This window comes from Niveibacterium terrae, assembly GCF_048213115.1.
Lineage (GTDB): Bacteria > Pseudomonadota > Gammaproteobacteria > Burkholderiales > Rhodocyclaceae > Niveibacterium > Niveibacterium terrae.
Window position 1 is genome coordinate 398,731 of record NZ_CP172404.1, and the last position, 25,195, is coordinate 423,925.

Annotated in this window: 29 protein-coding genes and 1 pseudogene; 7 read left to right on the forward strand and 23 right to left on the reverse strand. The window is 64.2% G+C overall.

Features of this window, described 5'->3' with window-relative positions:
• Window positions 1-8 precede the first annotated feature (8 nt).
• A complete protein-coding gene (locus tag ACHFB9_RS01830; protein WP_417069278.1) occupies window positions 9-701 on the reverse strand; it encodes a DUF3334 family protein in 693 nt (230 codons plus the stop codon).
• Between the two features lie 182 nt (window positions 702-883).
• Between ACHFB9_RS01830 and ACHFB9_RS01835 the strand changes: the two genes are divergently transcribed.
• Complete coding sequence (locus tag ACHFB9_RS01835; RefSeq protein WP_417069279.1) at window positions 884-1,927, forward strand: PfkB family carbohydrate kinase; 1,044 nt, start codon at window positions 884-886, stop codon at window positions 1,925-1,927.
• 66 nt (window positions 1,928-1,993) lie between these two features.
• Here the strand turns inward: ACHFB9_RS01835 and ACHFB9_RS01840 are convergent, their stop codons facing one another.
• The 10 genes from ACHFB9_RS01840 to ACHFB9_RS01885 form a co-directional block, all read right to left on the reverse strand.
• Window positions 1,994-3,403 (reverse strand): MFS transporter, encoded by a 1,410-nt coding sequence (locus ACHFB9_RS01840; RefSeq protein ID WP_417069280.1) that lies wholly within the window; start codon window positions 3,401-3,403, stop codon window positions 1,994-1,996.
• 142 nt (window positions 3,404-3,545) lie between these two features.
• Entirely contained in the window at window positions 3,546-3,851 is a 306-nt protein-coding gene (locus ACHFB9_RS01845) for a hypothetical protein (protein WP_417069281.1), read from the reverse strand.
• A 203-nt stretch (window positions 3,852-4,054) separates the two neighbouring features.
• Window positions 4,055-4,420 (reverse strand): hypothetical protein, encoded by a 366-nt coding sequence (locus ACHFB9_RS01850; protein WP_417069282.1) that lies wholly within the window; start codon window positions 4,418-4,420, stop codon window positions 4,055-4,057.
• A gap of 88 nt (window positions 4,421-4,508) precedes the next feature.
• Window positions 4,509-5,297, reverse strand: a complete 789-nt coding sequence (locus tag ACHFB9_RS01855) for an alpha/beta hydrolase (protein WP_417069283.1) — start codon at window positions 5,295-5,297, stop codon at window positions 4,509-4,511.
• 70 nt (window positions 5,298-5,367) lie between these two features.
• Entirely contained in the window at window positions 5,368-5,772 is a 405-nt protein-coding gene (gene arfB, locus ACHFB9_RS01860) for an alternative ribosome rescue aminoacyl-tRNA hydrolase ArfB (protein WP_417069284.1), read from the reverse strand.
• An 11-nt stretch (window positions 5,773-5,783) separates the two neighbouring features.
• On the reverse strand, window positions 5,784-6,647 hold the full coding sequence (locus ACHFB9_RS01865; protein WP_417069285.1) for a PA4780 family RIO1-like protein kinase: 864 nt from the start codon (window positions 6,645-6,647) through the stop codon (window positions 5,784-5,786).
• A gap of 96 nt (window positions 6,648-6,743) precedes the next feature.
• Window positions 6,744-7,211, reverse strand: a complete 468-nt coding sequence (locus ACHFB9_RS01870; protein WP_417069286.1) for a hypothetical protein — start codon at window positions 7,209-7,211, stop codon at window positions 6,744-6,746.
• Between the two features lie 115 nt (window positions 7,212-7,326).
• Complete coding sequence (locus ACHFB9_RS01875; RefSeq protein WP_417069287.1) at window positions 7,327-7,974, reverse strand: hypothetical protein; 648 nt, start codon at window positions 7,972-7,974, stop codon at window positions 7,327-7,329.
• A gap of 187 nt (window positions 7,975-8,161) precedes the next feature.
• On the reverse strand, window positions 8,162-9,094 hold the full coding sequence (locus tag ACHFB9_RS01880; RefSeq protein WP_417069288.1) for a lysophospholipid acyltransferase family protein: 933 nt from the start codon (window positions 9,092-9,094) through the stop codon (window positions 8,162-8,164).
• Between the two features lie 62 nt (window positions 9,095-9,156).
• On the reverse strand, window positions 9,157-9,915 hold the full coding sequence (locus tag ACHFB9_RS01885) for a GNAT family N-acetyltransferase (RefSeq protein ID WP_417069289.1): 759 nt from the start codon (window positions 9,913-9,915) through the stop codon (window positions 9,157-9,159).
• 113 nt (window positions 9,916-10,028) lie between these two features.
• On the opposite strand from ACHFB9_RS01885, the gene ybaK reads away from it, so the two are divergent.
• Window positions 10,029-10,511, forward strand: a complete 483-nt coding sequence (gene ybaK / locus ACHFB9_RS01890; protein WP_417069290.1) for a Cys-tRNA(Pro) deacylase — start codon at window positions 10,029-10,031, stop codon at window positions 10,509-10,511.
• Here the strand turns inward: ybaK and ACHFB9_RS01895 are convergent, their stop codons facing one another.
• On the reverse strand, window positions 10,512-10,982 hold the full coding sequence (locus ACHFB9_RS01895; RefSeq protein ID WP_417069291.1) for a CBS domain-containing protein: 471 nt from the start codon (window positions 10,980-10,982) through the stop codon (window positions 10,512-10,514).
• A 169-nt stretch (window positions 10,983-11,151) separates the two neighbouring features.
• On the opposite strand from ACHFB9_RS01895, the gene ACHFB9_RS01900 reads away from it, so the two are divergent.
• The gene (locus ACHFB9_RS01900; RefSeq protein WP_417069292.1) at window positions 11,152-12,441 is read left to right on the forward strand and encodes a threonine/serine ThrE exporter family protein; all 1,290 of its coding nucleotides are present in this window, start codon (window positions 11,152-11,154) and stop codon (window positions 12,439-12,441) included.
• Here ACHFB9_RS01900 and trpA read toward each other — a convergent pair.
• Both trpA and trpB read right to left on the reverse strand, forming a co-directional pair.
• Window positions 12,398-13,213: a tryptophan synthase subunit alpha gene (gene trpA / locus ACHFB9_RS01905; protein ID WP_417069293.1), complete on the reverse strand. Its 816-nt coding sequence runs from the start codon at window positions 13,211-13,213 to the stop codon at window positions 12,398-12,400. The genes ACHFB9_RS01900 and trpA overlap by 44 nt on opposite strands.
• Window positions 13,210-14,424: a tryptophan synthase subunit beta gene (trpB, locus tag ACHFB9_RS01910; protein ID WP_417069294.1), complete on the reverse strand. Its 1,215-nt coding sequence runs from the start codon at window positions 14,422-14,424 to the stop codon at window positions 13,210-13,212. Before trpB ends, trpA begins: the two co-directional genes overlap by 4 nt.
• A gap of 105 nt (window positions 14,425-14,529) precedes the next feature.
• Between trpB and ACHFB9_RS01915 the strand changes: the two genes are divergently transcribed.
• Window positions 14,530-15,456: a LysR substrate-binding domain-containing protein gene (locus tag ACHFB9_RS01915; RefSeq protein WP_417069295.1), complete on the forward strand. Its 927-nt coding sequence runs from the start codon at window positions 14,530-14,532 to the stop codon at window positions 15,454-15,456.
• 144 nt (window positions 15,457-15,600) lie between these two features.
• Window positions 15,601-16,743 carry a hypothetical protein gene (locus tag ACHFB9_RS01920; RefSeq protein ID WP_417069296.1) on the forward strand — a complete coding sequence of 381 codons (1,143 nt, stop codon included), beginning with the start codon at window positions 15,601-15,603 and terminating at the stop codon, window positions 16,741-16,743.
• A 115-nt stretch (window positions 16,744-16,858) separates the two neighbouring features.
• On the opposite strand, the gene ACHFB9_RS01925 is transcribed toward ACHFB9_RS01920, so the two are convergent.
• From ACHFB9_RS01925 to ACHFB9_RS01965, 9 genes and pseudogenes are all read right to left on the reverse strand, one after another.
• The gene (locus tag ACHFB9_RS01925) at window positions 16,859-17,065 is read right to left on the reverse strand and encodes a hypothetical protein (RefSeq protein ID WP_417069297.1); all 207 of its coding nucleotides are present in this window, start codon (window positions 17,063-17,065) and stop codon (window positions 16,859-16,861) included.
• A 123-nt stretch (window positions 17,066-17,188) separates the two neighbouring features.
• Complete coding sequence (locus tag ACHFB9_RS01930; RefSeq protein WP_417069298.1) at window positions 17,189-17,404, reverse strand: hypothetical protein; 216 nt, start codon at window positions 17,402-17,404, stop codon at window positions 17,189-17,191.
• 168 nt (window positions 17,405-17,572) lie between these two features.
• Complete coding sequence (locus tag ACHFB9_RS01935; RefSeq protein ID WP_417071442.1) at window positions 17,573-18,784, reverse strand: DUF3426 domain-containing protein; 1,212 nt, start codon at window positions 18,782-18,784, stop codon at window positions 17,573-17,575.
• Between the two features lie 234 nt (window positions 18,785-19,018).
• A pseudogene (locus ACHFB9_RS01940) lies at window positions 19,019-19,081 on the reverse strand (MJ0042-type zinc finger domain-containing protein); the annotation flags it as partial.
• Entirely contained in the window at window positions 19,075-19,965 is an 891-nt protein-coding gene (gene prmA, locus ACHFB9_RS01945; protein WP_417069299.1) for a 50S ribosomal protein L11 methyltransferase, read from the reverse strand. The gene prmA and the pseudogene ACHFB9_RS01940, both read right to left, overlap by 7 nt.
• Window positions 19,966-19,968: 3 nt before the next feature.
• Window positions 19,969-21,315, reverse strand: coding sequence for an acetyl-CoA carboxylase biotin carboxylase subunit (gene accC / locus ACHFB9_RS01950; protein WP_417069300.1), 1,347 nt, complete (start codon window positions 21,313-21,315; stop codon window positions 19,969-19,971).
• Window positions 21,316-21,382: 67 nt separating this feature from the next.
• A complete protein-coding gene (gene accB, locus ACHFB9_RS01955; protein WP_417069301.1) occupies window positions 21,383-21,826 on the reverse strand; it encodes an acetyl-CoA carboxylase biotin carboxyl carrier protein in 444 nt (147 codons plus the stop codon).
• A 59-nt stretch (window positions 21,827-21,885) separates the two neighbouring features.
• Window positions 21,886-22,377 carry a type II 3-dehydroquinate dehydratase gene (gene aroQ / locus ACHFB9_RS01960; protein ID WP_417069302.1) on the reverse strand — a complete coding sequence of 164 codons (492 nt, stop codon included), beginning with the start codon at window positions 22,375-22,377 and terminating at the stop codon, window positions 21,886-21,888.
• Between the two features lie 127 nt (window positions 22,378-22,504).
• Window positions 22,505-23,104, reverse strand: coding sequence for a hypothetical protein (locus tag ACHFB9_RS01965; protein ID WP_417069303.1), 600 nt, complete (start codon window positions 23,102-23,104; stop codon window positions 22,505-22,507).
• A 106-nt stretch (window positions 23,105-23,210) separates the two neighbouring features.
• On the opposite strand from ACHFB9_RS01965, the gene mpl reads away from it, so the two are divergent.
• On the forward strand, window positions 23,211-24,572 hold the full coding sequence (gene mpl, locus ACHFB9_RS01970; RefSeq protein WP_417069304.1) for a UDP-N-acetylmuramate:L-alanyl-gamma-D-glutamyl-meso-diaminopimelate ligase: 1,362 nt from the start codon (window positions 23,211-23,213) through the stop codon (window positions 24,570-24,572).
• 103 nt (window positions 24,573-24,675) lie between these two features.
• Window positions 24,676-25,185 carry a glycine zipper 2TM domain-containing protein gene (locus ACHFB9_RS01975; protein WP_417069305.1) on the forward strand — a complete coding sequence of 170 codons (510 nt, stop codon included), beginning with the start codon at window positions 24,676-24,678 and terminating at the stop codon, window positions 25,183-25,185.
• Window positions 25,186-25,195 lie beyond the last annotated feature (10 nt).

Genomic DNA, 25,195 nt, shown 5'->3' on the forward strand with positions numbered 1-25,195 from the left:
GATCTTCCTCACATTCCCAGATCGTTGAGCAGATCGTCGTAATCGTTCGCTTGAGCTGCGGGAGCGGGTTTGGGGGGGGCGGACGCTTCGGCTCTCGCCTGGGCAATCAGCGCATCCGGGTCGGGGACTTCCTGCGGTTCGAAGTCGTAGAGCTTGATGAACTCGGTCTGGTCTATCGCCAGCTCCAGATAGAAGATGTTGTTGCGGCCGGTATAGAAAGTGACCCGGCGCGATTGGGGCCGATCGAGGTTCGTGTCGACGCTGAGCACGACCTGTTTGTTGATGACCAGCATCTTGGGCTGGTTCTGCGTGATGTGGGTCTGCAGCTCGCGCGCGACCTTGCCGATGAACTCGCCGACGATCTGGTTCATCAGCTCGCCCATCACGTTGCTGACTTCGTCGGACGTATAGACGCTGGCCAGATCCGCCTTGCCCATGCCCATGTTCAGCATGTAGCTCTCGTAGAGCTCCATCGCCGCTTCGGACGAGAAATTGATGACGACGAGGCCGGAAAAGCCTCCGTCGAAGAGCACAAAACAGCCGATATCCGGCTTCAGGCAGGTCTTCGTGATCCGCTGAACCATCCCTGAGTAGTGGATCTGGCTCTGGGTCGCAACGGTCAGAACCCGGGTCACCGAGTTGCAGAGGCTGACCAGGATGTCTTCGGTGCCGTATTCAGCGGGTTTGTCTTTTGTGCTCATGATGGGCCGGTGATCCTTCCATATCCGGCCTTCATGCTAGCAAACTGGCGCCGCCAGGTCTGCATCGGCAGCACAGTGTGCATTTCGGCGTGCAATAGCTTGGGCGATGTTTGTCGGCGCTCCTGTCCTTGTTTGGCCAAGTGTGATATATCAGGGTTCTCGACTGTGATATATCAGAGACCATGGAACCCAAAATCATCGCTTTCGGCGAAGTCCTGCTTCGCCTGACGCCTCCGGGCTATCTCAAGCTGTCGCAAACGACTTCCTTTACCGCGACTTTCGGCGGAAGCGAAGCCAACTGCGCCGTGTCGCTGGCTCACTTTGGTCTGAAGACCGGCTTCGTGACGCGCGTGCCGCGCAACGACATCGCGGAAGCCTGCCTGATGGAGCTGCGCTCGCACGGGGTTGAAACCGGCAGCATCGCTTTCGGTGGCAACCGTCTGGGCCTGTACTACTACGAAAACCCGGTCGCTCAGCGCGGCTCCAAGGTCGTCTATGACCGCGCGAACTCGTCCTTCGTCTCGCTTCGCCCCGAGATGATCGACTGGGAGAAGACGCTCGAAGGCGCGACCTGGTTCCACTGGTCGGGCATCGGCCCCGGTCTGTCCCAGGACGCGGCCGACACGACGCTGCGCGCGATCGAAGTCGCGAAGAAGAAGGGGCTGACGGTCTCCTGCGATCTGAACTATCGCAAGGCGCTGTGGCAGTACGGCAAGACCGCGGCCGAAGTGATGGGACCGCTGCTCGAAAAGACCGACGTGCTGTTCGGCACCGGCAGCGAATACCAGGTCGCCTATGGCATCGAACCCGTCGCCTACAAGGCGAAAAGCGTCGATGAGCCCATCGACCTGGCCGCCTACGAGCAGTTCCTCGCCAAGGTCCAGGCCAAGGCGCCGAACGCGAAGAAGATCTTCCTCGTGCTGCGCAATGTCCTCGATGCGAACCACCATGTGCTGACCGGCCTGCTCTACGCCGACGGCAAGATGATCCGTGCGCGCACCCATGCGATCGACCACGTCGTCGACTGCGTCGGCGTCGGTGACGCGTTCGCGGCCGGCCTCATCTACGGTCTGATCAGCTACCCGAACGACGACGCTTCCGCGCTCGAATTCGCGGTCGCAGCCTCGACGCTGAAGAACTCGGTCTATGGCGACTTCAACCTCGTCTCGGCCGACGAAGTGAAGGCACTGATGAAGGCGAACGGCGGCGACAGCGTCGCGCGCTGAGCAAACTCTCTCCTGTGCAGCCCGGTGGTCGGCAACGGCTTCCGGGCTGTTTTCTTTTGAAATCGATCAGGCTTTGTGCCCGCTGACCCGGATTCCGGCGTTCGGCGACAGCGCGAAAAGATCGATCAGACCGAATGCGCTGAGCGCGGCCATCGCGAGAAAGGCGGCGCGGAAAGCGGCCACGGACAGTCCGTGCCCATCGGCGGGGAAAGCGGACGAGGCGATTCTCAGCGCGATCGCCGCGAGCGCGACGCCCAGGCCCGAGCTCATCTGAACGAGGATGCTGCTCAGCGTCGAGGCGCCACTCATCTTGTCCTGGGGCACGTCGCAGAAGCTGAAGGTGCTCAGCGCCGTGAACTGCATCGAGCGGCTCAGGCCGGTGAAGAAGAGAACCAGCATGATCAGCGGCGTCGGTGTCGTCGGGGTCAGCAGCATCGCGAGCAGAAAGCCCAGCGCGACCAGGATGCCGTTCGCGATCAGCACGGAGCGAAAGCCCCAGGCGCGCATCAGCGGAGTCGTCGCGGTCTTCATGCACAGATTTCCCGCGAAGAGCGCGAGCAGCAGCAGACCCGAGTGGGTCGCATTGAAACCGAAGGCGAGCTGGAACATCAACGGGAACAGGAAAGGCGCGCTGTTGATCGCCATCCGGAACAGCGAGCCGCCTCTCATCGTCAGAAAGAAGGTCGGGATGTTCAGCGCATCGAGCTCGATCAGCGGGTGTGGTGTGCGCTTCAGGTGGTGCAAAGCCACAAAGAGGGCGACGGCGCCGACTAAGGCCGAGAGGGCGACCTGAAGGCCGTCGAAGGGCGTCTGGCTGGCCAGGTCGCAGCCATACATCAACGCGCAGCAGCCCAGGCCGCTGAACAGGAAGCCCGACCAATCGAAAGGCCGGCGTCCGCCTGGCTCGCCGTCGACGAGGTACAGGGTCAGAGCGAAGCCGATCAGACCGAAAGGCACGTTGAGCAGGAAGATCCAGTGCCAGCTCCAGTGCGTCGTGATAAAGCCACCCAAAGGCGGGCCCAGCACTGGCGCACTCAGGGCCGGCCAGGTCAGCATCGCGATGGCCTGGACTAGGCGCTCCTTCGGGGTCGTACGCAGCACCGCCATCCGCCCGACCGGAACCATCATTGCGCCGCCCAGGCCTTGCAGGATGCGTGCCGCGGTGAAGCTTAGAAGACTGGTGCTGAGGCTGCACAACACCGATGCGAAGCTGAAGATCAGCAGGGCACCGCCGAAAACCTGGCGAGGCCCGAAGCGATCCGCCATCCAGCCGCTCAGCGGGATGAAGACCGCCAGAGCAAGCAGGTAGGCGCTGACTCCGGTCGATAGGTGGATGGGCTGGGTATGGAAGCTCTGGGCCATCTGCGGCAGAGCCGTTGTGATGACCGTGGAGTCGAGCAACTCCATGAAGAAGGCGCCGGCGACGAGCCAGACGAGGTGGTGGTTGCGCCGGGAGGGGGAATCGGATGTGGACACGACAGAAACGGATCATTTCCGGGGCGGCCTGCGCGAGCGGCGCCCGGAGGGAACTTCCAAAGAAAAAGCGTGAAGCTTAATCAAACGGGCGAATTCCGCGCGCGGATTACAAAAAAAGATGTCGCGCATCTGGACCGGAGTTTCAGTCGACGAGCCTCAGCAGAAGGCCCGCGGCCAGTGCGGTCAAGCCGAGAACCGACAGGGCGAGTCGCACGCGACGGGAGCCGACCGCGGTTTGCCGCGATCCCGAAAAGAGCCGGTTGATCGGCGTGGACAGCAACAGCGGTTCCATGAAGTTCAGGATGCCCAGCAGGATCAGACCGATTCCCGCCAGAGCCTTTCCGGGGGAATGCGCATCGATGGCTTCAGAAAGACTCAGCCCGCCCATCAGGGTCATGAAACCGAGCCAGAATATCCGGGTCGGAAGGTGGTTCCGGATCGAGTTCATGCCAGTGCTTCGCCGGCGGAGGAAGGAGTCCCGTCGGGCGCACAGAGGAAGATTTTGCGCAATCGTTTCATCAAAAGACCCTGGCGAGCGGTTTGAATAAATACTGGCCGTATCTTCAGGCTCTTGCGCGATTGTGATCCGAAGGGATAGGGGCTACAAGCTGTTTGGCAGGGTGAGTCCGGAATCCGTGTTTCAGCCAGCGCTCAGCGCAGTTTTTCCTGAACCGCTTCGTCACTCAGGGGCTGGCCGATCCAGACGATCGCCTTGGCGGCGCCACCCCCAAGGGCCAGTTCGATGAACAGCCGTTCCTCGACCTGGGTGAGGCCCCCCTCAATTTTCTCCATCGGCTGTATCAGTATCCGCGTCCGCAAAACCAGACCCGGTCCGTTGGCCGTCGCGACGGCCTTTTTCAGGCATCTCTGGGCTTCGACGAAGTCGCCGACGAGCATGCGCGGGTGGGAGAAAGCGCGCTCCGCACTGATCTCGACGGCCTCGCGGCGGGCGATGTTGCGGGCGAGCATCCGGTTCTCGAATACCTTGATGTACAGATCGGAGCGAAAAGTCGGCATCACTATCAGGCCTTGTCTTGTGGGGAGCGGATTTGCGCGGAGAGGAGATCGATCCGGCCGCCTTCGGAGTGCCCCGCTTCTGTGCCGCTCATTGCCCGATCCGGTAATGGTTCAAGGCTCTTTCGAGCGCGGCATTGAAGAAGTTCCAGTCGTGGGCGCCTTCCCATTCCTGATAGCGCATGTCCAGATCCAGCTTGTCCATCTCGTCGCGGAAGCGGCGGTTGTCGTGGCTCAGCGGATCTTCGGTGCCGCAGGCCAGGAAGAGCCTCGGTTTGAGTTTCTGGCCGTTCGCCATCCGTGCCAGCTCCAGGATCTCGTTCTCCGGACGCCAATCGAGTCCGCTGCCGAAGATCGCCTCGAAATCGTTGAGCAGCTGCCGGCCATAGAGCTTCTCGAACTCTTCGGTCTTCCCGTACTTCCTCTGGTTTTCGAGGCCTTCCTTCAGAAAAAGGCAGGGGGAGGAGAGAGCGGCGCAAAAGCCATAGTTCTCGGGGAAGGACAGCGCGCATTTGAGGGCACCATAGCCGCCCATCGAAGCGCCCAGCACCAGCGTATCTTCGCGCCGCGCGGACAGGTTGAACACATTCCGGCAGACCTCGGGCAGCTCGCGGCTGACATAGCTGAAGTACTTCTGCCCGAAAACCATGTCCGAGTAGAAGCTGCGCGCGACTTCGGGCATCACGAAGGCGATGCCGTGCTGCTCGGCGAAGACGGGGAGCATCGTGTAATCGATCCAGTCGCCGCTTCGCCCGCACAGCCCGTGCAGCAGATAGGCGAGCTTGTGCGGACCTCGGGAGAGAGAACTGTTCGGGACGAGGACCGTGAGGCCCGTCTCCATTTCGAGGGTGTTCGAGAAGAATGAACCGCGAAGAATCATGATGGCATCCGTAAGGATTCGCGAAGATGAGGGGAAATTCTACTTCCAGGGAAGGCGAAGGGACGGATCTTCACTCACCCTTCATCCGTCGTCCGGCTTTGACGGCCGAACGCAGCGCCTTGCTCTGCAGGCGTCGGGCGATCGATGAGCGGGTCGGGCGGGTCGCGCGGCGGCTCTTGGGACGGAACGCAGCACGATCGATCAGCTCCTGGAGCCGGCGCAGCGCTTCGGCGCGGTTTTTCTCTAGGCAGCGGAATTCCTGGGCCTTGATCACGATGACCCCATCCCGGGTGATGCGCTGGTCGCCCAGTTCCATCAGACGCGTGCGGATCGCCTCGGGAAGGGATGAGGCGGCGATGTCGAAGCGCAGATGGACCGCGTTGGAGACCTTGTTGACGTTCTGCCCGCCCGCGCCCTGGGCCCGGATCGCGGTGATCTCGACTTCATCGGGCGGAATGACAAAGTGCTCGGACATCGCTGCTGCGTCTATACCGTGTCATCCGCATTGGTCGGATTCCGGCGGGCTTGCCGCGCTTCTTCTTCCCGGCTTGCCGCGGTGATGACCTGAATGATTTCGGCCAGGTCGGCGGGCTTTTCGCTGTGCTCGAAACGGCCGGAGAGTTCGCTGTCCGGTTTGAGCTTGCCATTCTCGTAGAGCGACCAGATCTCTTTCCCGTAGTCGGTTTCGAGCAGTTCGGGGGCGAAGCGGCCGAAATAGGCGGCGAGGTTGGCGATATCGCGTTCGAGCATCGCGCAGGCATTGTTGTTGGCCGCGGCATCGATCGCCTGGGGCAGATCGATGATCACCGGACCGTCGCGATCGATCAGCACGTTGTACTCGGAAAGGTCGCCGTGCACGATGCCGGCACAGAGCATCCGCACAACCTCGCGGATCAGCTGCGCGTGATAGCGCCGGGCATCCGCGGCGCTGAGCACGACATCGTTGAGCCGTGGTGCAGGCTCGCCGTCCCCGTCGGTCACCAGCTCCATCAGCAGCACACCTTCGTAAAAGTTGTACGGAGTCGGAGCGCGTACCCCCGCATCGGCGAGGCGGTACAGGGCGTCGACTTCGGCGTGTTGCCAGGCCGCTTCCTGTTCTTCGCGGCCGTAGCGCGAGCCCTTGGCCATCGCCCGGGCCTGGCGGCTGTTCTTGATCTTGCGCCCTTCCGTATAGGCGACGGCCTGACGGAAACCCCGCTTGTTGGCTTCCTTGTAGACCTTGGCGCAGCGCAGCTCATCGCCACACACCACGACATAGACCATCGCTTCCTTGCCGCTCATCAGCTGGCGGACGACTTCGTCGACCAGTCCATCGGTCACCAGCGGTTCGATTCGGCTCGGGATCTTCATGGGTTCAGGCCTGGGGGCATGGTTGGCTCACGATGGCGTTCGGGCGCCGGAGGAGGAGGAGGGCGTTCAGCATACCGGCAGCAGTGGCTGCGCGCTTTACAGCGTCACCGCGGTCGGGTCGAGCCGCGAAGTCCAGGAATCTTCAAGCACCAGCGCAAAGGGATGGGCGGCTCCCCGGAGCGAGATTGCGATGCCGTAGGGGCGGGAATTGACCGAGACGATCGCGCCCTGGCGAAGGTCGGCGCCAGCGGTCTGCCCTGCCGGCAGGAAGAGATAGACGCCGTCCTCGGGGTCTTCGCTCGCGAGTGGCATCAGGGTCAGGCGGGTGTTGGCCTCGGGGGGCGCGTCAGCGACTTCGACGACCCGGTAGTCGCCTTCGTTCAGCGCCACGGCCTTCTCGGAGGCCCGGCTCGACGCGCGCAGCGAATGGGATGCAGCCCGGACGGTCGCGGAGATCGCGCGCGACAGTGCGTGCGACGAAGCCGACAGCGAGCCGCTCTGCGCTGCGACGGGAAACAGAAGCAGGGAAAGGGCAAGCGCGGCAAAGCGGGAGGTGTGTGACATCGCGGAATCGGCAGCAGTGATGATGCTGCGATTTTACTCCGCGAATGACGAATGGTTTGAATCCAGAGCGGATGCCGATCGGAATCCGCTCTGGAGAGGGGGCAGAAAAAACCGCTCAGTTGAATGCGTTCTGGATTTCCGGGCTGTTCAGCAGTGTTTCGAGCTTCTGCGTGAAAGCGGCCGGGACGGCTGTCTTGGCGTGTCCCGGAGGATTGATGGCGCTGCCGCCGAGGTTATCCTTGCCTTGAATCTGTTTCTCGGCGAGGACCTTGCCCTGGGAATCCTGAACCGTGGCGATCAGGTTGTAGCCGAGCGTGGTGTTCGTCCAGGTGTCGCTCTTCCATTCGATCATCCGGACCAGCAACAGGCGATCGGCTTTGGTCGCAACGAGCTGCTTCTGGACGGCGCTGAGGCTGTCATGCGAGGTGATGCTGGCCGGGATCGGGGTGAAGCCGCGCTTCTTCAGGCCCGACGAGATCGCCGTGGTGAAATCGTCCGCCAGAGCCTTGCCGGAAGAGGTTGTGACGTCGAAGGGATTGCCGAATCCGCCCCGCGTCAGGCCGACAAAGCTCTCTGACTTGCTGCCGGAAACGACGAAATCCCGCTCGTCGTGCGTGGCGAGGCCGACCTTCTTGTCGCCACCCGCGGCGATCTTGATGTCCGCATCGCGGTAAGCGTGGGTGTTGCCGACCGCGCAGCCGCTCAGTGCAAGGATGCAGGCCAGCAGCCAGGCGGTCTTCAGGTGTTTATCCATTCCCTTCATCGATCTTCCTTTAGTTTGTCTTTTGTGGTGTGGGTGCGGGGTAAGCCGCTGTGCGGATTGTGGTCCCCCGACCAGGCAGTGACAAGATGTTCATGAAGGTCCGGTACGAACTCCCGGCCGGATCACATGGGCGATGTGGTCGTTTTTGGGCTGGCTCAAACCGACGCGAGCCTAGCCCGCGCTGATGTCAGCGCTCGTCGGGGGCGGCGTGAGTTTCGTGCACCTGATGCGCAATGCCCAGCGCGGCCGCAATCTCGTGCTTCGCGTGCGCGGCGAGGTGGGCTCGTTCGTGGCGGGCGTCGATCGCGGGCAGCACCGTGACTTCGGCGACCAGCCGGTCGGCGAGGGCGATCGCGCGCAGGCATTGCCAGATCGTGATGTCGCCGTCGTAGGCGGCGGCGGGGCTGATCGCGTGGCGGGCATCGCGGTAGCGCAGCGCGACCGGCACGACCGGCACTTCGGCATCGACCGCCGACTGGAGCAGCGCTGGCCGGAAAGGCAGCATGTGGCTGCCGTCGGTCGTCGTGCCTTCGGGGAAGACGACGATCGCCGCCCTGGCGCGTAGCGCATCACTCAGCGCTTCGGCGGTACGGTGCGCGGCGCGGCGGTTGCCGCGCTGGATGAACAGGGTCTCGGAGCGTGCGGTCAGCCAGCCCAGCACCGGCCAGCGCCGGACTTCCTCCTTGCAGACGAAGGCGCAGGGGCGAACCGCGTTGATCGCGTAGATGTCCAGCCAGGAGATATGGTTTGCGACGATCAGCACGCCACCGGCGGGCACCTTGCCCTGCACTTTCAGCCTGACGCCGAGGTGGCCCAGGATCTGTCGCGACCAGTTGCGCTTGGCGCGGCGCTGGGAGGCGAGGCTGCGGCGCGGGAAAGTCGTCGCAACGATCAGGCAGCCCCAGAGGATGTGGAGCAGGACCAGGGTCAGGCGCCAGGCGGCGCGGATTTGTCGGAGCACGGCAGTCGATTCGCGAACCGGTTGATCGGTGCCGGGCGCATCGGGTCCGGCCTTGACCTGACGCAGCGGGAATGGGATCACGATGGCCTTGAGGCGGTGGGTCGCGCCGCGCAGGCGTCGTTCAGCCGGTTTTCGCTGGGTGAGCAGGTGTCGCGTCATTGTAGCGTGCAAGCAGAGCGCACCGGGATTCCGGCGCGCAATGCCAGTGAAGCGCGAAGGGCTCAGGCCGCCTGGCGCTCGAAGAAGTGGCGGGCGTAGCGCTGTTCGGCGCGCGCCATCGGCAGCAGAACGAGCAGGTCGGCCGTGTTGAAATCGGGATCCCAGGCCGGTTCGCCGCAGATCATCGCGCCGGCGCGGACATAGCCTTTGATCAAGGGCGGCAGATCGGCTTTCGTGCCGTCGGCCAGCGCTTCGAGCGGCAGGCGCAGGCGCGGGAAAGCGCTCCACTCGGCCGGTGCGCGGTAGGGTTCGAGCTGCTGGTAGATTGCGGCAGCGGCGTGGCCTCCGTCGCTCATGCCTATGCTCGCGCAGCCCATCAGGTAGTCGTAGCCGTTTTCCTGCATGAACCGGGCGAGGCCGGACCAGAGCAGCGCGATCGTCGCGCCGGTGCGGTAGTCGGGGTCTATGCAGGAGCGCCCGACTTCGACGAGGCGTTCGCGGATCAGGTGAAAGCGGGTCAGATCGAATTCGGTTTCGGAATAGTAGCTGCCGACGCGGCGGGCGGCCTGCGGAGTCAGGATGCGGTAGGTGCCGACGATGCGGCCGGCGGCCTCGTCGCGGACGATCAGGTGTTCGCAGTAGGGGTCGAAGAGATCGCGGTCGACTCCGGCTTCGCGCGAAGAGAGGCGGGCGCCCATCTCGTCGGCGAAGACGCGCCAGCGCAGCTTCTGCGCTTCGCGGACTTCGGTCGGGGTGCTGGCCAGGCGAACCTGGAGGTCGCGGGTCCGGTGTCGGGTCGGGCGGGTTTCGAGGTTCAACATTTATCTTTTCCTTTTCGCTTATCCTGGCGGAGGACTCTAAAATCCGTCCATTGCCGACACATGACACGGCGGTGACTGGCGCGTGACAGCGAAAAGGCCGCCCAATATTCACGATGAGCAACAAGATCCCCTCGACTCCCGTCAATCGCCTGCTCAAGAGCCGTGGCGTCGCCTTTACCGAGCACCCCTACGCCTACGTCGATCACGGGGGAACCCGGGTGTCGGCCGAAGCGCTGGGCGTGCCCGAACACCAGGTGATCAAGACTTTGATCATGCAGGACGAGCATGCTCATCCGCTGGTGATCCTGATGCATGGGGACAGGGAGGTCTCGGTCAAGAACCTCGCGCGTGCGATAGGCGTCAAGCACGTCGAGCCCTGCAAGCCCGAGGTGGCCGAACGCCATACCGCGTACCGGGTCGGAGGCACTTCGCCTTTCGGAACCCGCAAGAAGATGCCGGTCTATGTCGAGAGAAGCATCCTCGAACTCGAGAAGATCTACATCAATGGAGGTAGCCGCGGCTATCTGGTCGGGATTTCTCCCGCCGATCTGGTTGCGCTGCTCGAACCGGTTCCGGTGGATGCGGCGACCGACTGATCACCAGGGCGGGCGGGCTGGCGAGGATTCGGTGTCGAGCTCTCCGGCGATGTAGCCGTGCAGGTGTTTGATCGTGGTCTGCTGCTCGGCGATCAGCGTTTTGACGACGTCGCCGATCGAGACGATGCCGATCACCGAGTCGTTCTCGACGACGGGCAGATGGCGGACGCGCTTTTCGGTCATGATCGCCATGCACTCTTCGACCGTCCGCATCGGCGCAATCGTCAGCACTTCCTGGCTCATCAGTTCCGCGACCGCGGTGGCGCGCGAGCTTCTCCCCTGCAGCGCGACCTTGCGGGCGTAATCGCGCTCGGTGAAGATTCCGAGCAGCGCTTGCCCGCTCATCACGAGAACCGAGCCGACATCGTGCTTCGCCATGATCGTCAGCGCATCGAAGACGCTGAGTCCGGGATCCACGCTCAGGGTTTCCGTGGTCTTTCCCTGCAGAATCTGCCTTGCCGTTTGGCTCATCGCTCGTCTCCGGATGCGCCGGGATCGGCGCTCACTCAATCTGGCTCGACTCGGTCAAAAGCTCAAGTTTTCGCTGCTGAACTGCCTGCCTAGGTCAAGCTTTTGGCTTGAGCGTGCGGATACACTCTGGTGACCGGCCGTTCCCGTGATCGACTCACCAGGTATGACGATGAACTTGCGCCAAGAAGAGCTACTGGTCCGTGAGGATGACGCGCTGCGTTTCCTGCAGCTGACCTCCCGCTTGCTGCTGCAGTACAACTTTCGTTCCGAGCTGATCAAACGCAAGATAGCGCTCGCGGCGAAGCATCTGGGCGTCGCTGTTCAGGTCTTCGTGGCTTACCGCGGAGTGACGCTCTATGCAGAGGACGGACAGCAGCTCCACGCGCAGGCGAGCGAGTTCCGCATCAACGTCGCGGTCAGCACCGAGGTCAACTGGATTCTCGAGAGGCTGGGGCGGGGCGAGCTGAGCCTTGCCGAGGCGACGGTTGCGATGTCCTCGGTCGAAGCGCGGGCGTCGCGGCACAACCGTCATCTGGTGGCTTTGATCTTCGGCCTGGCCGCTTCGGCCTTGGCTTGGCTCAACCGTGCGGACCTCGGTGCGATCCTGGTCAGCGGCCTCTCCTCTGGCCTGGGGGTGCTTGCCCGGCTGGCGCTCGCGAGGCATCACCCGGTGCTGTTCGCGATGCCTTTCTCCGCGGCGCTGATCGGCGCGGTGATGGGCGGGACTGTGATCCGGTTGGGCTGGACCGAGACTCCGGGCTTCTGCCTGATGGTCCCGGCGCTGATGCTGGTGCCCGGCCCGCATCTGATCAACGGTCTCTACGACATGGTCGAGAACCACATGCAGACCGGCATCTCGCGGCTGGGGCTGGCGGCCGGCATCCTGGTCGCCGCGGCGATGGGGATTTTCCTGGGCGGCTGGCTGGTGCTGGGCATGACGACCGTCTCGGCTCGTCCCTCCGAGGCGGTCCATATGACGCTGGCTCTGGACGTGCTCTTGGCCGGGGTCGCTGCCTGCGGTTTCGGCCTTGCCTTCAATGAACCGTGGAAGGTGCTCTGGATCTCCATCTTCAGCGGCATGCTGGGCCACGGAGTCCGCTTCCTGGCGATGGGCTGCGGTCAGCCTCAGGAAATCGCGACGCTCTTCGCCTGCCTCGTGATCGGCGCGATCGCGGGCGTCGCCGTCGACCGCGGCCGTCTGCCTTTCGCGGCCGTCGCCTTCGCCGGCGCGGTGCCGATGATGCCGGGCTTTCTGATCTACCAGGGGTTCGAGGGCGCGATGCTGATCGCGAGGAGCGGCGCCGCCACCGACCCCGCGCTGATCGCCGGCACCCTGGCTTTCCTGTTCAAGGCGGCTTTCGTCGTTGGCTCGATGGCCTTGGGCTTGCTCGCCGGTGGGCGGATCGCGGTTCAGCTCAGCGCGCGCCTTCATTCTTCGCGAGGCGACTCGACGCCCTGAGCGGCGCGGCGAGCAACCGCACCTCTGCCAATGCCGCCGCGTTTCCTTCCTTTGCAAGTTTGGCGACGAGATGCGAGCCAACGACGATGATCTCGGCGACTCCATTGAGCGCCTTGACCTGTTCCGCGCTGCGGATGCCGAAGCCGACCGCGATCGGCTGTGGGCTTTGCGCGCGGATCCTGGCCAGCGCTTTGCCGACTTCTTCGGGCGCGCAGCTCGCCGCCCCGGTCGTGCCGTTCAGGCTGACGTGATAGAGGAAGCCTTTCGCGCCGGGCAGGATCGTCATCAAGCGCTCGTCCGAGCTGGTCGGCGCGCTCATCCGGATCAGCGCCAGACCCGCGGCGTCCGCCGCCCGGCTCCACGGCTCGGCGTGTTCGGGGGGCAGATCGACGAGGATCAGGCCGTCTGCGCCGGCCGCGGCCGCCTCGGCGAAGAAGCTTTCTCCATACTGGAAGACCGGGTTCAGATAACCCATCAGAACGACCGGAGTTGTCGCATCCGTCTCGCGCAGCGCCTGGACCAGTCGCAGCGTCCGAGCGACGGTTTGACCCGAGGCCAGCGCGCGCCGGTGGGCGGCCTGGATCACCTCGCCGTCGGCGACCGGATCGCTGAAGGGCAGGCCCAGCTCAATCAGGTCGGCACCCGCTGCGCAGAGGCCGCGCAGCAGCGCGAGGCAGCTCGAAAAGTCGGGGTCTCCGGCCGTGAAGTAACAGGCCAGGCCGCTGCGGCCCTCGCTTTCGAGCCGGGTAAAAGAGTCACTGAGGCGCTTCATCCTTGTTCTCCGGAAAACTTCAGCACGTTGTCGATGTCCTTGTCGCCGCGACCGCTCAGGCAGACCGCGAGAATCTCGTCCCGCCCCATCTTCGGCGCGAGCATGCGGGCGAAGGCGAGCGCGTGGGCGCTCTCCAGTGCCGGGACGATGCCTTCGCGCCGGGTGAGCCAGTGCCAGGCCGCCACCGCTTCGGCGTCGGTCACGGCCGCGTAATGGACGCGGCCCGCGTCGTGCAGCTGCGCGTGCTCGGGGCCGACTCCGGGGTAGTCGAGACCGGCCGACACCGAATAGGCGTTGCGTATCTGTCCGTCCCCGTCCTGGAGCAGATAAGTCAGGTTGCCGTGCAGCACGCCGGGCCTGCCGCCGCTCAGGCTCGCCGCGTGGTGACCGCTGGCGAGTCCTTCGCCTCCCGCCTCGACGCCGTGGAGGCGCACCCCGGCATCATTCAGGAAGGGATGGAAGAAGCCGATCGCATTCGAGCCTCCGCCGACGCAGGCCACCATCGCGTCGGGCAGGCGTCCTGACTGCTCCAGGATCTGTTCGCGGGTTTCGAGACCGATGATCCTCTGGAAATCGCGGACCAGTCTCGGATAGGGATGGGGACCTGCGCCGGTTCCGAGCAGGTAGTAGGTCGATTCGACGTGGCTGATCCAGTCGCGCAGCGCTTCGTTCATCGCGTCCTTCAAGGTCGCGGTGCCGGCATCGACGGAGCGTACTTCGGCGCCCAGCATCCTCATCCTCTGCACGTTGGGTGCCTGTCGGGCGATGTCCTCGCTGCCCATGTAGATCACGCATTCGCGCTGGAGCAGCGCGCAGACCGTCGCGGTCGCGACGCCGTGCTGGCCGGCTCCGGTCTCGGCGATGATCCGCTTCTTGCCCATCCTGTCGGCGAGCAGGATCTGCCCGACGCAGTTGTTGATCTTGTGCGCGCCGGTGTGGTTGAGGTCTTCGCGTTTCAGGAAGATCCGCGCGCCACCGAGCTCGTTCGACAGGTTTTCGGCGAAGAAGAGCGGGCTCGGGCGGCCGACGTAGTCCTTCAGGATGTGCTGGTAGCGCGCCCAGAACTCCGGGTCGGCGGAGGCTTGCGCGAAAACCCGCTCGAGTTCGTGCAGCGCGGGCATCAGCGTCTCGGGCATGTAGGCGCCACCGAAGCGGCCGAAGAAGCCTTTCGCGTCGGGGCCGTCGCCGCAGGGGGTCGGGGAGGGAGTCATGCGCGTCTCCTGTTGAAGAGGATCTTCAGCTTATGGACTGGAGCCGCTTTGAACCAGCGATGAATTCTTGCAGAATGATGTGAATAAAATTCACATGATCCAGCGATGCGCCGCCTCCCACCTCTGAATGCCCTGCGTGTTTTCGAAGCCGCCGCGCGGCGTGCGAGTTTCACGGCCGCGGCCGATGCGCTGTGCGTCACGCACAGCGCGGTCAGCCACCAGATTGCGCAGCTCGAGCGTTGGTTCGGCTGCGAACTCTTCGTCCGCCTCCCGGGCGGGATCCGGCTCAGCGCGGCCGGTCAGGCGCTGCAGGCGATCGCGGGCGAAGCCTTCGCTAGGCTGGAGGCGGGATGCGCGGGGATCGCCGCCGAAGCCGGGGTCGCCGAGATCGTGCTCGGCGCGCCGGCGAGCTTTCTCGCGAACTGGCTGATTCCCCGGCTGGCGGGTTTCGAGAGGACTCATCCCGAGATCCGTCTGAGCTTGCAGACTTGCTCCAGCGAAGAGGATCTGCGCAAGGGAAAGGTCGATGCACTGATCGCGAGCTTCACCGAGGCGCCTCGTCAGATGCGGCTGACGCCGTTGTTCGCCGAGCGGACGGGGCCGGTCTGCGCGCCAGCCCTTCTGCCCGGCATCTCTGATGTCCGGGGGCTGCTCGGGCTGCCTTTGTTGCATACCGAATCGAAGCCGGCCGCCTGGGCGCAGTGGGCGGAGAGTCAGCTGGTGGCGAGCAGCGACTTCGCGTCCGGAAGGCGATTTGAGCATCTCTCGCTGATGATCGAGGCCGCCGCCGCGGGAATGGGCGTTGCGATCGCGCCCGAACTGCTGGTCGAGCGGGAGATCGCCCTGGGGCGGCTCGTCGCGCCTTTCGGCTTCGCGCCGAGCGGCGCGAGCTTTTCGCTGTGTCTGCCGGTGGGCGGAATCGGTGCAGCGCTCGCGGCGCTGCGCGAGTGGCTGGTGGAGGAGGGGGAGCGGGCGGCCATTCCCGTTTCAGAGCGGTCGAAGGCGGGTGTCAGCGCAGCGGACAATCCCTGAATTCTCCAAATGTGGCCATCTTCCTTCATTGTTGGCGCGGTCTGCGCACATGCATAATGGTTAGCGGCTCCGCGCCAAGTCGAATTTGACGATAAACAATTCCGTGAATAGAAACGATAAATTATGAACAGGAACGCTCGACGCTTGATCTGCATTCTGCTGATCTGGTCCGGAAGTGCAGTTTCCGGGCCTCTTCAGGTCGAGTCGCGCACCATGGTCTGGAATAAGCAAGAGGTGTCTGGATCGGAAACATCCTGGCCGCGATCGCAATGGGCTGATGGCGATATCAAGATGCCCTATGTCAGGGCCGCCGATCCGCTGCTCGCAGCGCGCATCAACGACATGCTCTACCTGTCGATGACCGATTCGCCGGCTCCGACTCATCCCGGAAAGACTTTTCCTGTGCCCGAAAGCGGCGGCTTGGACGGCTTCGCTTCTCTCGATTTCTCGGTAGAACGGAACGATGACCGGATCCTGTCGATCTCCATCGGAGGAGAGGGTTGTGGCGCGTACTGCGAGAATTTCTCGAATGAATACAGCTTCGATGCGCATACCGGGCGACGGCTGGAGCTTGACGACCTCCTGACTCCGCAGGGGCTCGTGGCTGCGGGCCAGCGTATTTCCCGGGAGCGCGAGCGTCGGTATCGCGTCCAGATCAAGACGCTGAACCAGGAATTGGCGGCGCTGAAAATGCAACAGAAAGCCGGGAAGAAAGTCGATGTCAGTGACACAGAGGAGCGCCTCGAGCTGAACGAAAACTGTCTCGCAGAAGTACGCAAAGGGGGCGGTAGCGTGCGGGAGGAGGCAATGATGGCTCGTTTTTCCCTGCCGGCAGGGAAGGGGGTGGTTTTCACTTCCGGGCGCTGCAGTAACCACGCCAGCCGTGCCCTCGACGACGTCTACGAGGTCGAAACGAAGCTGTCACGGGAAGAGGTGTCGCCGTGGCTGACCGCCTATGGAAAGAGGTTGTTGCTCGGCGAAGGTCTGGCCGCGGAGCCGGTGAATCCGTTTGGCCTGATCCTCCGTGGCAAGATCGGCTCGGCAGCGGTGACCGTACTGCTACACCGCCCGTATGAGGACGGTTCCTTGAGCGGAATCTACTACTACCAAAAATACCGCAAACCGATCGAGCTCTCTGGCAAGCGGACAGGCAATCGCGTTGAACTCGTCGAGCGGATCGCTGAAAACGAACAGGCCACGATCACGCTGACTGTCAGCCGCGACTCAATCACCGGGCAGTGGCAGGACAAGGGCAAACAACTGCCGATCACGCTGTTCCGCAAATAGGGGGGGGGGAGCACAAAAACAAACAGGACCCGAAGGTCCTGTTTGCGCGCCTGTTTCGGCGCTTCTTTCCGGGTTCTCGGGGGAGAGAAGTTCCCGGTTGGGGGGAGGGGGAAGATCAGGCGCCGGCTTGGCAGCGCTGGGTCATCCAGGCCACCGCGACTTCGCGCGAGGGCAGGCCGCGCGACTGGGCGATGCGGCGGATCTGACCATTCTTTTGTTCGTGGACTTCGGCGAAGAAGCCGTCATTGGCGGCATAGACGCCACCGAAGATGAAGCTGCGGCCTGCGCCGATTTCGAAAACGTCGAGGGGAGTATCAGTCATCTGAGTTCCTTTCACTACTTTGTCGTCTTGTGTGATTCGGATGTTAGAGAAGTCCGTTCCGGCTGGCCAATTGAAGTTTTCGATTCCCATATTGGTTTATTAATAGGAACCAGCGTGGGCCGCTCAGGCGGCGTGCGCGAAGCAGTCCTGGCTCTTCATCCAGGCCACAGCGACCTCGCGCGAGGGCAGGCCCAGAGACCGCGCGACGCGGCGGATCCTGCCGTTTTTCTGTTCGTGGATTTCGGCGTAATAGCCGTCGTTTGCGGCGAAAACGCCGCCAAAGATGTAGTAGGCGCGCCCGGCGCGCACTTCGATGACGTCCAGAGCTTCGTCGTTCATGATCAGCTCCCTGTGGGATTTGATGGGCGTGCGGGTAAGCGCACGTCATGACTATGGGCGAGCCGGGACGAAAAACCCAATTCAGGCTGTCGATCGGAGAATAAGGTTTTTTTGTTCCGCCTTAATGATCCCGTCATCAAGGGGGCGGTCCGGCCGGGGCCGGACCGATCAGGGGTAGAAAGAGGAGAGCGTGTAGCCTGCGGCGCTCTGGCCCATCGCTTCGAAGGTGATCGTGAAGGCGAGGTCGCTGGAGGCTTCGAAAGCCGGGGTCTTGCGTTGAGCGGCGGGGAGCCACTGCTCGGGCGGGAGGACTTTGCGAACCAGCGCCCGGTTGAAGTTGTCGGTCAGCGTGACTTCAAGGTGAGGATAGGCTTGGGCGAAACCGGCGCGGTTGCGCAGCGTGGCGCTCAGCTCGTACTGACCCAGGTGACCGGGGCGGGGATGAAGATCGGACGCTTCGAGGCTGATCTGCTCCTTGACCCGGGGCCAGGGCATCGCGCAGCCGAGCTTCGCGCAGCTCGCCTCAAAGACGGGGCGCAACGCCGGGATCTGCTGGGCGATGTCGTGACGCATCAGGAGCAGGCCTTGAGCCGCGCCGGCAAGCGACAGAACCAGGATGCCGAGAATCCAGGGCCAGCGCATCGGTTGCGCTTCGTGCTCGACCTCCCAGCTATAGGGGTGAGCGACATCGCTGTCGAGAGCGGAGAAGGGCGGTAGCGGCGGCGGGGTTTGCGCTGGCTGGACTGGCGGGAGGACGAAATCGCTGGCGACCGCTTCGGGCGCTTCGAACTGCGTCTCGTCCTCTTCGAAGAGGGCGGGCTCGCCGGGCGACGTGCTTTCCCAGTCGGTTGTCCGGTTCGGTTCGGCTCCGGCGAACGAAGACACGAAAACCGGCTCGGCAGGCTCGGCGACCACCGCCGGCGCAATCCGGTCCGGCGCCACGATGGTGACGGGATCGGAGGTGGCCGAGAACGAGGGCAAGGGGGTGACGACCAGAGTCGCGTCGGGCTGGAAGGTCGGTTCGAGCTTGGCTTGCGGCGCAGCGAAGGAGGGCGGCTGGGAGGCCGGGACATCCCAGCCGAGGACGGTCTCCGCACCCCTGTCCGATTCCGGTGCGATCCGGGTTTCGGGCGAAGGTTCGGAGGCCGGTTCGGAGGCCGGAGCGGGCGATTCCTCTTCCGGCTCCAGGGCGTCGAGGTCGAAGTCCAGATGCGTGCCCAGAGCGTGGGTTGCGGCAGGATCGAGCTCGGGCAGCGGCGGGGCGATTTCGCCGACCGGGGCGATGAAGCTTTCGCGCCTGGGCGGCGGAGTCCAACCGCTTTTGAACGGGTCGCGGATCGGGCTGGGTGTGGCGGGCAGCGCTTCAGGGGCTGCGAGCACGAAAGGTTTTTCGGCTGCAGCCTCCACCGGCTGTTCTCGAGGCGTGGCAAGCGCTTCAGGCTTTGGCGCCTCGACGGGCGCTGCTGGGAGCGGAGCGCTCGTTCGCATCTCGGGCAACGGGGTGGATTCACGCGCAGGCTGTACCGCGGCGTTTCCGGCCGTGAGGTCAATCAGCCCTTCCAGGGCGGAGAAAGGGGCGTGACAGTGGCCGCAGCGGACGCGCCCGCCACGCAGGCGCAGCTGTTCCGGTTTGACGCGGAAAGCGGTGCCGCAGTGCGGGCAGCGGGTCGTCAGCATCTTGCCTGACCCTCAAGGCGAATCCAGCCGTCGTGGGCTTCACCGACGACGAGACGGATATAGGGCTGGTAGGCGGCGATCACCTGTTCCGCTTGCGCTTCGAGCACGCCGGACAGCGCCAGCTTGCCGCCCGGGGCAACGCAGGCGGCGATCGCCGGGGCGAGCACGCAGAGCGGATTGGTCAGGATATTGGCTACGACGCGATCATAGCGCGCCGCGAGCGGGGTGCCGCTGTGCTGCACTTCGATGTCGACGTGGTTGCGCAGAGCGTTTTCGCGCGTCGCTTCGAGCGCCCGCTCGTCGATGTCCACGCCGACGACCTTGCCGGCGCCGACTTTCGCGGCGGCGATGCCGAGGATGCCTGAGCCGCAACCGTAGTCGAGCACGCTGGCGCCGGCCGGGACTTCGTCGAGTATCCACTCGAGGCAAAGGCGCGTTGTCGGGTGCGAGCCGGTTCCGAAGGCGAGGCCCGGGTCGAGTTCGAGGTTGATCGCGGCGGGATCGGGCGCGGTGTGCCAGGACGGGACGATCCACAGCCGTTCGGAGATCTCGATCGGATCGAACTGGCTCTGGGTCAGGCGAACCCAGTCCTGTTCGGCGACTTCGGTGATCGCGAAGTTCGGCACCGCGTCGAGGCCGGCCGCCGCTGCGGCCTGGGCCAGCGCGGAGGCCAGATCGACCGCGGAGTCAAACAGTGCGACGACGCGGCTGTGCTCCCAGAGCGGCTGGGCCGGGTGGCCCGGCTCGCCGAACTGGGGTACTTCAGCTGCAGTTCCGGCGTCGGCATCCTCGATTGAGACCGATACAGCGCCGACATCCATCAGTGCTTCGGAGAAGGCCTCGACGAAACGCTCATCGGTATCCAGCGCAACAGACAACCACATGTATCAGTCCTTCTTCGACAGCCGGGTTTCGAGGTAGTGGATGCTGGTGCCGCCGCGGTTGAAATTGCCGTCGGCGAGCAGCTCCTGGTGCAGAGGGATGTTCGTCTTGATGCCTTCAACGACCATCTCGGACAGCGCGATGCGCAGCCGGCGGATCGCCTGGTCGCGCGTATCGCCGTAGGCGATGACCTTGCCGACCATCGAGTCGTAGTTCGGCGGCACCGTGTAGCCGTTGTAGACGTGCGAGTCGACGCGCACGCCGGGACCGCCCGGGGTGTGCCAGTTCGTGATCTTGCCCGGCGAGGGCAGGAACTTGACCGGATCCTCGGCGTTGATCCGGCATTCGACCGCATGACCGCGGATCACGATGTCCTTCTGCTTGTAGCGCAGAACCTCGCCCGAAGCGACGCGGATTTGTTCCTGGACGATGTCGACGCCGGTGATCATCTCGGTGACCGGGTGCTCGACCTGGACGCGGGTGTTCATCTCGATGAAGAAGAATTCGCCGTTCTCGTACAGGAACTCGAAAGTGCCGGCGCCGCGATAGCCGATGCGCTTGCAGGCCGCGACGCAGGATTCGCCGACCTTGGCGATGATCTTGCGATCGATTCCGGGGGCCGGAGCTTCCTCGATGACCTTCTGGTGACGGCGCTGCATCGAGCAGTCGCGTTCGCCCAGATAGATCGCGTTGCCGTGCTCGTCGGCCAGGATCTGGATTTCGACGTGGCGCGGATTTTCGAGGTATTTCTCCATGTAGACGACCGGGTTGCCGAAAGCCGCCTGGGCTTCGGCGCGGGTGGTCGTGACCGCCTGGAGCAGCGCGCCTTCGGTGTGCACGACGCGCATGCCGCGTCCGCCGCCGCCTCCGGCCGCCTTGATGATGACCGGGAAGCCGATTGCGCGTGCGGTCTTCGTGATCTCCTTAGGGTCGTCGGAGAGTGCTCCGCCCGAACCAGGCACGCAGGGTACGCCCGCTTCAATCATCGCCTGCTTGGCCGAGACCTTGTCGCCCATCAGGCGGATCGTTTCGGCGCGCGGGCCGATGAAAGTGAAGCCGGACTGTTCGATCCGCTCGGCGAAGTCGGCGTTTTCCGACAGGAAACCGTAACCGGGGTGGATCGCCTCGGCGTCGGTGACTTCGGCGGCGGCGATGATCGCCGGCACGCTCAGGTAGCTCTGCGCCGACGCTGCGGGGCCGATGCAGACCGACTCGTCGGCGAGCTTGACGTATTTGGCTTCGGTGTCGGCTTCGGAGTGCACTGCCACCGTCTTGATGCCCAGCTCTCGGCAGGCACGCAGAATCCGCAGCGCGATTTCGCCGCGGTTCGCAATCAGTACTTTTTCAAACATGAGGTCGATCTTCTCGGTGAAGGGGAAGAGGCAAGGGAAGGCCTGGCTGGGCCTCCCTCCCTTCGGTTCAGCCGATCACGAACAGCGGCTGGCCGTACTCGACCGGCTGGCCATTTTCGACCAGGATCGCCTTGACCGTGCCGGCAACGTCCGACTCGATCTCGTTCATCAGCTTCATCGCTTCGATGATGCACAGCGTGTCGCCCGCGGCGACGGTGTCACCGACTTCAATGAAGTTCTTCGCGTCGGGCGACGAAGAGCGGTAGAAAGTGCCGACCATCGGCGACTTGATCGAAGCGCCTTCCGGTTCAGCCAGGGCTGCGGCGACCGGTGCCGCAGCCGGTGCGGCGGCGACCGGCGCGGGAGGCGGCGCGTAGTAGTTCGCGACGGGGGCCGCGTTGCCGGCATGTTTGGCGATGCGGACTTTCTCTTCGCCCTCGGTGACTTCCAGTTCCGAAATTCCGGATTCCTGGACGAGGTCGATGAGTTTCTTCAGTTTACGCAGGTCCATAGTGGCTCCCATTCAATGCATCGCGCCGCCCGACGCGGGGGCGGCGGCGCGTGCGCAGTTCAGTTGTGGCCGAGTCGGCCCAGGGCGGCTTCCAGCGCCAGCTTGTAGCTGTCCGCTCCGAGTCCGCAGATCACGCCGATCGCGATATCGGAGAAATAGGACTGCCGGCGGAAAGCCTCGCGTGCATGGATGTTCGACAGGTGGATTTCGATGAACGGAATCTCGACGGCCGCGAGGGCGTCGCGCAAGGCGACGCTGGTGTGCGTGTAGGCTCCTGGATTGAGCAGGATGAATGCAACACCCTGGCTGCGTGCAGCCTGGACCCGGTCTATCAGTTCGCCTTCGTGATTGCTCTGGAAGGATTCGAGCGCAACGCCGGCTGCGCGCGCGCGCGCCTCCAGCGCGGAGTGGATGTCCGCGAGCGTTGCATGCCCGTAGATCGCAGGTTCGCGGGTTCCGAGAAGGTTCAGATTGGGGCCGTGCAGCACCAGGATTCGGGGCTGATCGGGGGCCTTCTCCGTGCGCTTCTTGCTGTGTTTTGCCGTCACCATGCCGGCAAGTTTGCCGCAAATCGTCGTCTGTGACTACCTTTGCCGTGCATGCGCGCGGTTGCAATCTGCAACAAAACGCTGATAAAGCCTGATTTTTCGAGGGTTTCGGCGAAGTTCTGCCATTCACTCACTTTTGGCTGTTCCGGGCCGCGCACATCGCCTCGACGGCGGAGATGCGGACGCGTTCGCCACCGTTGCGGCGCGGCATCCGGTCGGCAAAGGGGCCGTAGACGCAGAGCTTGACCGGAACCTCATCCCAGTCGAAGACGAGGATCGCTTCCGGCGCGTCGGGGCCGGGGCGGCGGATCTCGCGATGCTCATAGACGATTCCGCGGTTCAGCAGCGCGATCTCGACTTCCTTTGCGCTGTCGGCGAACAGGTCGATCTCGACTTCGGAAAAGCCGTTCGCGGTGCCATCGAGGGCGGCTCCGGTCAGCGCCGGCCGCCAGGCCGGGAATAGGCGCATCAGTTCCAGCGCCGTCTCTCGCATCATCGCGAGCCGCTCATCGTCCTCGTCGTCGTGGATCAGCGCTTGATAGTCGCGCAGCGCATCCTCGATCTCGGCGCCGCTGGGCATGACTTCCCCCCTGGTCACTCCGAGCTGCCGGGCGGCCTTGCGTTTGGCGAGGCCGTAGTCAGTGATCCCTTCTTCGGAGATCAGACGGGCGGCGAGGGCGGCGATGTGCTGGCGCAGACTGTTGTGCACCGGGACGTCGCAAGGGGACATGGCGGGCGCTCCAGGCGATGCCGTCCGGACGGAGGCCCGGGTCGGCTAGAATTGCGCTTCATTCTACACATCCGCGCCGGATCCGTTCCTGCGCCGCAAAGCTGTCATGCACATCCACATTCTGGGCATCTGCGGTACCTTCATGGGCGGGATCGCCCTTCTGGCCCGAGCGGCCGGTCACAAAGTGACCGGTTGTGACGCGAACGTCTATCCGCCGATGAGCACCCAGCTTGAGGCGCAGGGCATAGAGCTGATCGAAGGCTATGGCCCCGAGCAGCTCGAACTGGGCGCTGACCTGTGGGTGGTCGGCAACGCGGTCTCGCGCGGCAATCCGCTGCTCGAAGCGATCCTCGACCGGGGGCTTCCCTATACATCGGGGCCGCAGTGGCTATCCGAGCACATCCTGCCCGGCAAGTGGGTTCTTGCGGTCGCCGGCACCCATGGCAAGACGACGACTTCGTCGCTGCTCGCCTGGCTGCTCGAAGACGCAGGTTTGAATCCCGGCTTCCTGGTCGGCGGCGTGCCTCAGGACTTCGGTGTTTCGGCCCGGCTGACCGATTCGCCTTTCTTCGTCATCGAGGCCGACGAGTACGACACCGCGTTCTGCGACAAGCGCTCGAAGTTCGTCCATTACCGGCCACGGACCGCGATCCTGAACAATCTCGAATACGACCATGCCGACATCTTCCCGGATCTGGCTGCGATCGAAACCCAGTTCCACCATCTGGTGCGGATCCTTCCCCGTCAGGGGCGGATCGTCGCGAACGGTCGCGAAGAGAGCCTGAAGCGGGTCATCGCGCGCGGCTGCTGGAGCGAAATCGAGTGGTTCGGCGTCGATCAGGGCTGGAACGCGTGTGAAGGGGACAGCGTCGAGCGCGCACGCTTCGCTCTGGCCGGTCAGACGCTTGGCGAAGGTGAGATCACGCTCGCCGGCGAGCACAACCGGATGAACGCGCTCGCCGCGATCGCCGCGGCCCGCCACGTCGGCGTCCGGCCGGCGGATGCGATCGCCTCGCTCGCCCGCTTCAAGGGCGTCAAACGGCGGCTCGAAGTGCGCGGAACGGTTGGCGGAGTCACCGTCTATGACGACTTCGCCCACCATCCGACCGCGATCGCGACGACGGTCGCCGGGCTGCGCCGCCGCGTCTGCGGTGGCCGCATCCTCGCGGTGCTGGAGCCGCGCTCGAACACGATGAAGCTCGGCACGATGAAGGACAAGCTGGCCGCCAGCCTTGCCGAGGCCGACCAGGTCTATTGCTATGCGCACAATCTCGGTTGGGATGCCGCTACGGCCCTCGCGCCCCTGGGGGCGAAGGCGCACAGCTTCGACGATCTGGACGCGCTGGTGGCCGAAGCGGTGGCCGGTGCGAAGAGCGGTGATCACCTTCTCGTGATGAGCAACGGCGGCTTTGGCGGAGTCCATCAGAAGCTGCTCGACGCTCTGGCGAAGCCCCCGGTCGGAGACTGACACATTTCCCAACTTCGCTTACACATTGCGATGCGTTCACGGTCAGCGCGGCCGTGAGCTGCGGCGTTGTGTGGGGACGAGTTCCCGTCTGCCGGATGCGAAGATGAAAAAGCTGATCAGTCTTTCCCTGTTTGCGTTGCTCACCGCCTGCGCGGCGCCCGATCCCTATGCTTACGCCCGTCACGAGGATCCCGACGCGGTCTGGCGGGCGAGCCATGGGCGGATCACCGCGATGGAGCGCGTCGAACAGGCTGTGCCCGTCGCTCCACGTCCTTCCGAGCAGACTTCGGGGGCCGGAGCGGTTCTAGGGGGCGTCGTCGGCGGTGTCGTCGGCCACCAGGTGGGCCGTGGCAGCGGCCGCGATGTCGCGACCGCGGTCGGCGTGATCGCCGGCGCCGTGATCGGCAATCAGGTCGAGGAGCAGAATGCGCGCGCTCGCGCCCCCGAGTACGACGAGCCCCCTGCCGCGATGCGCTCCTGGTACAAGCTGACGATTCAACTCGACAACGGTGGCCAGCGCATCGTCTCCCAACAGGAGATCGGTCGCCTTCTGGTCGGCGATCGGGTTCGCCTGGTCAGGGGCCGTGCCTATGCCGAGCAGGGCCAGCCATGAACCCGGGACT

What these genes read in the sequence shown, in the direction of transcription:
- ACHFB9_RS01830 (WP_417069278.1), bottom strand. Translation starts at nt 701, where the DNA reads ATGAGCACAAAAGACAAACCCGCTGAATACGGCACCGAAGACATCCTG.
- ACHFB9_RS01845 (WP_417069281.1), bottom strand. Translation starts at nt 3,851, where the DNA reads ATGAACTCGATCCGGAACCACCTTCCGACCCGGATATTCTGGCTCGGT.
- ACHFB9_RS01855 (WP_417069283.1), bottom strand. Translation starts at nt 5,297, where the DNA reads ATGATTCTTCGCGGTTCATTCTTCTCGAACACCCTCGAAATGGAGACG.
- ACHFB9_RS01930 (WP_417069298.1), bottom strand. Translation starts at nt 17,404, where the DNA reads ATGAACGACGAAGCTCTGGACGTCATCGAAGTGCGCGCCGGGCGCGCC.
- ACHFB9_RS01875 (WP_417069287.1), bottom strand. Translation starts at nt 7,974, where the DNA reads ATGAAGGGAATGGATAAACACCTGAAGACCGCCTGGCTGCTGGCCTGC.
- ACHFB9_RS01880 (WP_417069288.1), bottom strand. Translation starts at nt 9,094, where the DNA reads ATGACGCGACACCTGCTCACCCAGCGAAAACCGGCTGAACGACGCCTG.
- trpA (WP_417069293.1), bottom strand. Translation starts at nt 13,213, where the DNA reads ATGAAGCGCCTCAGTGACTCTTTTACCCGGCTCGAAAGCGAGGGCCGC.
- ACHFB9_RS01850 (WP_417069282.1), bottom strand. Translation starts at nt 4,420, where the DNA reads ATGCCGACTTTTCGCTCCGATCTGTACATCAAGGTATTCGAGAACCGG.
- ACHFB9_RS01915 (WP_417069295.1), top strand. Translation starts at nt 14,530, where the DNA reads ATGCGCCGCCTCCCACCTCTGAATGCCCTGCGTGTTTTCGAAGCCGCC.
- ACHFB9_RS01925 (WP_417069297.1), bottom strand. Translation starts at nt 17,065, where the DNA reads ATGACTGATACTCCCCTCGACGTTTTCGAAATCGGCGCAGGCCGCAGC.
- arfB (WP_417069284.1), bottom strand. Translation starts at nt 5,772, where the DNA reads ATGTCCGAGCACTTTGTCATTCCGCCCGATGAAGTCGAGATCACCGCG.
- trpB (WP_417069294.1), bottom strand. Translation starts at nt 14,424, where the DNA reads ATGACTCCCTCCCCGACCCCCTGCGGCGACGGCCCCGACGCGAAAGGC.
- ACHFB9_RS01975 (WP_417069305.1), top strand. Translation starts at nt 24,676, where the DNA reads ATGAAAAAGCTGATCAGTCTTTCCCTGTTTGCGTTGCTCACCGCCTGC.
- ACHFB9_RS01885 (WP_417069289.1), bottom strand. Translation starts at nt 9,915, where the DNA reads ATGTTGAACCTCGAAACCCGCCCGACCCGACACCGGACCCGCGACCTC.
- ACHFB9_RS01900 (WP_417069292.1), top strand. Translation starts at nt 11,152, where the DNA reads ATGAACTTGCGCCAAGAAGAGCTACTGGTCCGTGAGGATGACGCGCTG.
- aroQ (WP_417069302.1), bottom strand. Translation starts at nt 22,377, where the DNA reads ATGGTGACGGCAAAACACAGCAAGAAGCGCACGGAGAAGGCCCCCGAT.
- prmA (WP_417069299.1), bottom strand. Translation starts at nt 19,965, where the DNA reads ATGTGGTTGTCTGTTGCGCTGGATACCGATGAGCGTTTCGTCGAGGCC.
- ACHFB9_RS01865 (WP_417069285.1), bottom strand. Translation starts at nt 6,647, where the DNA reads ATGAAGATCCCGAGCCGAATCGAACCGCTGGTGACCGATGGACTGGTC.
- accC (WP_417069300.1), bottom strand. Translation starts at nt 21,315, where the DNA reads ATGTTTGAAAAAGTACTGATTGCGAACCGCGGCGAAATCGCGCTGCGG.
- ACHFB9_RS01835 (WP_417069279.1), top strand. Translation starts at nt 884, where the DNA reads ATGGAACCCAAAATCATCGCTTTCGGCGAAGTCCTGCTTCGCCTGACG.
- ACHFB9_RS01965 (WP_417069303.1), bottom strand. Translation starts at nt 23,104, where the DNA reads ATGTCCCCTTGCGACGTCCCGGTGCACAACAGTCTGCGCCAGCACATC.
- ACHFB9_RS01895 (WP_417069291.1), bottom strand. Translation starts at nt 10,982, where the DNA reads ATGAGCCAAACGGCAAGGCAGATTCTGCAGGGAAAGACCACGGAAACC.
- accB (WP_417069301.1), bottom strand. Translation starts at nt 21,826, where the DNA reads ATGGACCTGCGTAAACTGAAGAAACTCATCGACCTCGTCCAGGAATCC.
- ACHFB9_RS01870 (WP_417069286.1), bottom strand. Translation starts at nt 7,211, where the DNA reads ATGTCACACACCTCCCGCTTTGCCGCGCTTGCCCTTTCCCTGCTTCTG.
- mpl (WP_417069304.1), top strand. Translation starts at nt 23,211, where the DNA reads ATGCACATCCACATTCTGGGCATCTGCGGTACCTTCATGGGCGGGATC.
- ybaK (WP_417069290.1), top strand. Translation starts at nt 10,029, where the DNA reads ATGAGCAACAAGATCCCCTCGACTCCCGTCAATCGCCTGCTCAAGAGC.